This window comes from Pseudomonadota bacterium (assembly GCA_030859565.1).
Classification (GTDB): domain Bacteria; phylum Pseudomonadota; class Gammaproteobacteria; order JACCXJ01; family JACCXJ01; genus USCg-Taylor.
Map to the genome: position 1 here is coordinate 1 of JALZJW010000194.1, position 5,251 is coordinate 5,251.

Annotated in this window: 5 protein-coding genes and 2 pseudogenes; 2 read left to right on the top strand and 5 right to left on the bottom strand. The window is 60.6% G+C overall.

Annotated features, from left to right (window positions below; translation table 11 throughout):
- Together M3436_18955 and ltrA are read left to right on the top strand one after the other, a co-directional pair.
- Positions 1-185 (top strand): IS66 family transposase (locus M3436_18955; GenBank protein ID MDQ3566075.1); only part of this gene is annotated, 185 nt, incomplete at its 5' end.
- 462 nt (positions 186-647) lie between these two features.
- A pseudogene (ltrA, locus tag M3436_18960) lies at positions 648-2,008 on the top strand (group II intron reverse transcriptase/maturase).
- A 199-nt stretch (positions 2,009-2,207) separates the two neighbouring features.
- Here the strand turns inward: ltrA and M3436_18965 are convergent.
- The 5 genes and pseudogenes from M3436_18965 to M3436_18985 form a co-directional block, all read right to left on the bottom strand.
- Positions 2,208-2,534, bottom strand: a complete 327-nt coding sequence (locus M3436_18965; GenBank protein MDQ3566076.1) for a hypothetical protein — start codon at positions 2,532-2,534, stop codon at positions 2,208-2,210.
- 81 nt (positions 2,535-2,615) lie between these two features.
- The gene (locus M3436_18970; GenBank protein ID MDQ3566077.1) at positions 2,616-3,347 is read right to left on the bottom strand and encodes an SDR family oxidoreductase; all 732 of its coding nucleotides are present in this window, start codon (positions 3,345-3,347) and stop codon (positions 2,616-2,618) included.
- Between the two features lie 162 nt (positions 3,348-3,509).
- Positions 3,510-3,834: pseudogene (locus tag M3436_18975) on the bottom strand (DDE-type integrase/transposase/recombinase).
- A gap of 77 nt (positions 3,835-3,911) precedes the next feature.
- Positions 3,912-4,418, bottom strand: a complete 507-nt coding sequence (locus M3436_18980; GenBank protein ID MDQ3566078.1) for a hypothetical protein — start codon at positions 4,416-4,418, stop codon at positions 3,912-3,914.
- Positions 4,419-4,452: 34 nt separating this feature from the next.
- Positions 4,453-5,127: a methyltransferase domain-containing protein gene (locus M3436_18985; GenBank protein MDQ3566079.1), complete on the bottom strand. Its 675-nt coding sequence runs from the start codon at positions 5,125-5,127 to the stop codon at positions 4,453-4,455.
- Positions 5,128-5,251: the final 124 nt, after the last annotated feature.

Consider the following 5,251-nt stretch of genomic DNA (forward strand, 5'->3'; position numbering starts at 1 on the left):
ACATTAGGATGGTCAAACTACAGCAGAAGATCTCGGGCTGCTTCAGAACGCCGGAAGGCGCACAAGCCTTCTGCCGCATCCGCAGCTATCTGTCTTCGGCACGCAAGCACGGGCACTCGCCGCTCATCGCTTTGGAGCGCGCTTTGGCAGGCCAACCGCTCGCCCTCGACACCTCACGAACCTGAATGGTTAGTGCGGCCGGGCAAGGTCGCGAAGTCGAGTGGGTGCGACTCCCACCCCGGAAGGTCAGCCAGCCACCGGGTAGCAAGTCCTTGGAGGCTAGGGAGTAATCTCTGGCTTTAAGCGTAGGACAGCCAGCATGTAGGCCGTAATGCGAAAGCGTGAAGGGATTGAGCCTCGTAATCAGGAAATAGGAGGGACCACGGTGTTAACTAACCGGAAGTCAACACGAGCAGCACCGCGATGGCAAGGGGTTGCTCGCCTCCTCGGGGTCGAAGACCACGGCATACATGACATCACGACTGCACGGCAACCCGGGAGACCCTACTCTGCCTTGTCAGGGCAGCGCCTGACGAGTATGCCGGACAACCGACACAAGGAAGAAAGGCAAAAGCCGGGTAGGGAGTCGGATCGCCCCATACGATTGATGACGGCGGGTAACGCCGCCCGAGAAAAGGGGGCGACACATGAACGAGCGGAGTGAGGACACACCATCCGCGCACTGTAGCGGAGAAGCGGTGACCACGAAACTGCTCCGTATAGCCGAGCGTGCTCGCAGCAACCCGAAGGCTCAGTTCACCAGTCTGTTTCACCTGATGACTGAGGAGTTACTGCGAAACTGCTTTCAGCGGCTCAGCGCAAGCAAAGCCGCTGGCATTGATGAAGTCACCAAGGTCGCATATGCCGAGAACCTGGAAGTCAACCTTGCCGATCTGGTCGGTAGACTTCACAGGATGGCGTACCGGCCACAGCCCGTGCGGCGGGTCTATATACCGAAGCCGGGGACGGACAAACTCAGGCCGTTGGGGATTCCGTGTCTGGAGGATAAGTTAGTCCAAGCCGGACTGGTCGCGATTCTGGAAGCCATCTACGAGCAGGACTTCGTCGATGTCTCCTATGGGTTTCGACCGGGAAGAAGCTGCCACGATGCGTTGCGGGCACTGACACAAACAGTCGAAGGTCAACCGATTAACTAGATCGTCGAAGCTGACATTAAGAGCTTCTTCGACGCGGTTGACAGAAACTGGATGGTTCGGTTTCTCGAACATCGCATCGCGGACCAACGAATACTGCGGATGGTCAAACGGTTTCTCAAAGCAGGGGTGCTCGAAGACGGGGAGGTACACGTCAGCGAGACAGGTACAGTTCAGGGCGGGGTGATCTCGCCGTGCCTGGCAAATCTGTATCTGCACTACACCCTTGATCTATGGTTTACGCGGGTGTTTCGGAAAAGCTGCACGGGAGCGGCGCGGCTGCTCAGGTACGCTGATGATTACGTGGCGTGCTTTGAGAAGAAGGAAGACGCCGAACGGTTCCAGGCAGCGATGATCGAGAGGCGCAGGCCGCGTTCGGTCTAGAAGTCGAACCTACGAAGACCAAGATGTTAGAGTTTGGGCGACACGCAGCGAGCGCCGCCAAAGCGAGAGGGGAGCACCCAGCAACGATCGACTTTCTGGGCTTCACTCACTACTGCGGCACAGCGCGGGACGGGAAACGCTTTCGGATGAAGCGAGTGACGGCGGGGAAGAAGTATCGCGCCAAGCTCGCCGCGTATAAGCAGTGGCTGAAGAGTGTTCGGACCAAACCGACACGATGGATATGGGAGCAGACGTGCGCCAAGCTACGTGGGCATTATGCGTACTATGGCGTGACGGACAACTACCAAGCCATCGGCTGCTTCGCCTACGAGGTACGGAAGCTACTGATGAAGTGGCTCAACCGGCGCGGGCGGCGAAGGTGTTTGAACTGGGCAAAATTCAATCAGATGCTGAAGCGGTTTCCGTTGCCAACGCCGCGCCTGATGGTGAACATGTATGCCACAAGGTGAAAGCTGATGTGAAGAGCCGAGTGCGTAAATAGCGCCAGCACGGTTCTGTGAGGGCTGGGAAACAACTGGTGTATGGTCGAGATGATGTGGCACCGCCGGGAAACCAGGCGGCCAACGGAGAAGACAAAGATCGACCTACTGCATTGGAAGGAACCCGGCTACTCGACCACACTTCGGTTTCCATCTTGACAATGTCACATTAGGACGAGTCGATCCGCCCCGTTTGTACCCGTAAGCAGCTGCCGATGGAGCGCGCCCGCCGCACCAGCCGCTCAACCACAGACAGCGCTGCCTCGGCCAGCGTGGGCTGCGCGAGCGGCAGTGCTGCCCCCATCGACTCGCGGATGTTGGCTGTCGACAGCGCCGGGAGTGCAGGCGCACCTGTCTCCAGCGCGAGCCTGATATCGCGCCTGTAGTCGCGCTCCCACTCCACCTTGGTCTGCGCTGCGAACCACAGCGCCGCGGCCACGAGCGGCGTCTCGGTCGGAGCATTGATCAGCTTATAAGGAGTAGCGGCGTAGTTCATTCACTCGGCGGATCACGAACCACTCCGCCTCAATCGACCACCAGTAGTCTGCGTCGCTCCCCGGTTTTTTTCTGAGGTCCCTTACCCGCGCCCCAAAAACGGCATACTCACCGGCAGAACGACGCCTTCGAGAAAGTTGATCTCGGGCGGCAGCGCGGCCATCAACACGGCCACACGCCCCAGTTCCTCCGCAGGCATCACGCCTTCGCGCCGCGCCACATCTTCGCGCCCTTCCCACAGTGCTGATTCTGTATTGCCCGGATGTAGAATTGAGACCGCGATGCCGAACTCCCGTGCGTCGAGTGCCAGCGAGCGCGTCAATCCTTCCAGCCCGAACTTGGATGCCGCATATGCTGCAGAATGGAAACGAGGCACTTTAGCCGAGACGCTGCCGATGTTGAGGATGCGCCCCGACCGCCGCGGCTTCATCACGCGGAGCGCTTCGCGGCTGCACAGAAACGCGCCCGTCAGATTCACGTCAAGCACCTTTCGCCACGCCTCCAGACTCAGCTCATCCGGCGGCGCGCTCACACTCGCGCCCGCGTTGTTGACTAGCACATCCAGTCTCCCGAAGGCTTCACCGACTTGCTGAAAGAGGTTCGCGACCTCCGGCTCAATCGTCACATCGGTCGGCACGACGAGCGCTGTCCCGCCTGCTGTTTGAATGTCGGCGGCCACGGCGGCCAACTTCTCGCGGTTACGCGCCGCCAGCACAACCTTCGCCCCTTCGGCGGCATACGCGGCGGCGATGCTCTGTCCGATGCCCGCGCTTGCGCCCGTGATGATTGCGACTCGATCAAGTAATTGATTCATGTCCTATGTCGTTTAGAACCTATCAAAAAAGGTCAACAGCCCCCAAACAGTGCTAGAACGTGGGGGGTACTGTCAACTTAAGCTTGTGAAGATGTGGTTGTGAATCATCGGAACGAGATGTGGCTGTGCTTAGCTCGTCGTTGCCCTCCACTATTGCTATTTTCAAGCTGCCATCTGCACGCAGCTCACCTCGACCCACGTCGCGAGTCTCGTCCGCATCTCAGCTCGGTAGAGCGCAGCCGTCAGCAGATGCCTTCGTGGTTTGAAGTGCGATGCGATGATTGAAAAGGCTGAGAGGAAGCGTTGTGCATGTCCCGCTGATTTGAATCGTCTCATCATACGCTCGCGTACTCTGGTCGGCTGGTGCTCGGTTCTCCGCGCGGTTGTTCAGCCCCTTGTGCTGGCGATGCTCCACTCCGGGCATGACCTCAGCCTTCGCCGCGCTATAACTCTTCAGCTTGTCCGTGATGATCACCCGCGGCAAAAGAACCGTTCAGTTGGATACGGAGAGGTTGTGCCCCGAGCATGGATAGCACCACCTGACATTACTATTACGCAGCGGCATCACTGTTGGACGGCGTCGGTCGCCTCGCGCACCGGTTCAAACTCCAGAAGCGGGTCCTGCACACACTCGCGCCACCGTTCACGATGCCCCTCCAGGCGCAGGCGGAAATAGACTACTTCGCGCCTCAACGCAGTGATGTTCCCACCGATGTTATGGCCGAGCAGGTAATGTGCGAGCAGAAGGTCGCCGGCCCGGCCCACCACCTGACGCGGCTCCGAGAGTTCGACCCGCGGGTAAGGTGCGGACCGCAGAAGGGCGTCGGGCCCGTGCTCCCGATAGTAGGCCGCGAGCGCCAAGCTGCCGAAGAGCAGGGCGCGTAGCGGGCCGGGCGGCACGCCGGCGAGGAAATAGGAGTACGGCCCGAGATGGCCCGCGGGGGGCGGTTCGAGCGCCACCCGGCTCACGACCTCCCGCCGGGCGGCGTCGACGAGTGACAGGGGAACCGCCTGCGGCACCACGCCATAGCCCTGTTCGGCGAAAGACTGCTTCTCCCGCTGCCCGAGCATAATCACTCCCTCACACGGAGATTCATCCTTCAAATTAATTTGGGACGCGACCCTTTACCGCATTAGCCCGTGCGCTATAGGTGATACGGCCGGCGGCATCTGCCGGCAGGCGCGCGCGCATCCGCGCTTTGAGATGCGCGCGATCCTCGGACGCCATCGCCGCGAGCTGTGGGCCGACGCTCGGCCCCCCGAGGATGGTCGTCCAATAGTCGTCGAAATCGGCGAACGTCCGTCGCACGGTGATCTCCCGCGTTTCGACCGAATCCAGACCCGCGCCGGTCCACAAGTCCTGCAGCACGTCTATTCGAGACGCGTTAGGGCTCGGCGGCGTCGGGACTGAGACGCCCATCCCACGCATTTCATCGTGCAACGCTTCGTAAGGAAATCCACCGCCCTCCATGTCCCACGCATAGGCTGTGACGATGCCGCCCGGGCAGACCACTCGCACCATCTCGGCGACGCCCCGAGCCGGGTCGGGGACGAAGAAGATCACCAGCGGCATGACGGCCACGTCGAACGAGTCGTCGGGGAAAGGCTGTGCCATCGCGTCGCCCTGACGAAACTGTGCGACGCGCGCCGCGGGTCGCGTGCGCGCAAAGGCGAGCTGCCTCTCGGACGGGTCTATCCCGTGTACCGAGGCCGGCGCACACCGCTCGACGAGCATCTCGGTAAAGGCGCCGTTGCCGCATCCGACGTCGAGCCATCGCAAGCCTGATTTCGGGGCAAGCCAGTCGAGGAAAGTTTCACCCGCGAGCCGGCTCCACTCCCGAGGGTATCAGAGGGATTGTGTAAACGGTAATAATCAACTTAACCTTATCCGAGAAAGGACAGCT

Bases quoted from the DNA above. Each gene is read 5' to 3' on its own strand.
- M3436_18965 (MDQ3566076.1), bottom strand. From the start codon at position 2,534: ATGAACTACGCCGCTACTCCTTATAAGCTGATCAATGCTCCGACCGAG.
- M3436_18970 (MDQ3566077.1), bottom strand. From the start codon at position 3,347: ATGAATCAATTACTTGATCGAGTCGCAATCATCACGGGCGCAAGCGCG.
- M3436_18980 (MDQ3566078.1), bottom strand. From the start codon at position 4,418: ATGCTCGGGCAGCGGGAGAAGCAGTCTTTCGCCGAACAGGGCTATGGC.